General features: G+C 66.7%; 2 protein-coding genes. Both read left to right on the forward strand.

The window, feature by feature from the left end:
- The coding region (locus tag L995_RS06065) for a hypothetical protein (RefSeq protein ID WP_047470156.1) at positions 1-405 on the forward strand (405 nt) is incomplete at its 5' end.
- A 5-nt stretch (positions 406-410) separates the two neighbouring features.
- A complete protein-coding gene (locus L995_RS06070; RefSeq protein ID WP_016450005.1) occupies positions 411-941 on the forward strand; it encodes a hypothetical protein in 531 nt (176 codons plus the stop codon).
- The last annotated feature ends 85 nt before the right edge of the window (positions 942-1,026 follow it).

A 1,026-nucleotide genomic window follows, 5' to 3' on the forward strand; every position in this document is an offset into this window, starting at 1 on the left:
ATCGTTGAGCTGGGACAGCAGGGGCCTCCTGGCCGTCCCGGCGAGCCCGGCCCTGCCGGCGGCGCATCGGTGCAGCGAACGGCCGGCACGAACCTGTCGGCCTTGCTCGCGGTGTATGAACTGAATGGCGTGGTGCGCGCGCTGAGCGCTGACGATGCGGCGCACATCGACCTGTTGCTGGGCATCACGCTGACGGCGGCCCAAGCCGGTGAGCTGGTCAATGTGCAGCGACTGGGTGCCATTGAGGACAGCGGCTGGCACTGGGTGCCGGGCCGGGTTTACCTCGGCGCCGCCGGAGCGCTGACGCAAGCGCCCCCCACAAGCGGATTCGACCTACTCATCGGCTCTGCCACATCCTCCACGCGCATCGCGCTGAATCTGCAAGACCCTATTTCACTGGAGTAAGCACCATGGCAACTCAACCCACCCAGGGCTTTTTGGCCCGTGTCTCGGGCAAGACCCGCCAACTGTTCGGCTTGGCCGTTTCTGCCGGCGCAGCGGATGCGGGTAAGCTCGTGGCCACAGGATCGGACGGGCGGCTGGACCCTTCGCTGCTGCCCGCCGGAATCGGCGCCAATACGATCATCGCGCCGGCAAGCGAGGCTATCGGTGCGGGCAAGTTCGTGAATTTCCATGCCAATGCTGGTGCGCTGAACGTGCGGCTGGCCGACAACAGCAACGGCCGCCAAGCCGATGGCTTTGTGAAGGATGCCGTGGCCTCGGCTGCAAATGCCACCGTCTACCCCCTGGACACCACGAACTCCGCGCTCACGGGCCTGACACCTGGCAGCCGTTACTGGCTGGGTACTGCTGGCGGGGTCATCACGGCGGCGCTCGACCCCACCGACACGGCCAATGCGAACAAGGTCTGCCAGGAGCTGGGCACGGCCAAAAGCGCGACCGAGCTGGTCACGGATGACCTTGGCTACGTGACCCTCTGAAATGACTGCACGGCGGCCACTTGTAAGGGTCGGCGGGCGCATTCGCCAGCTGCCCGCGGGCGACACGCTGCCCGGCGTGCGCGAG

Source organism: Delftia sp. ZNC0008 (genome assembly GCF_000799035.1).
Taxonomy (GTDB): domain Bacteria; phylum Pseudomonadota; class Gammaproteobacteria; order Burkholderiales; family Burkholderiaceae_C; genus Comamonas; species Comamonas tsuruhatensis.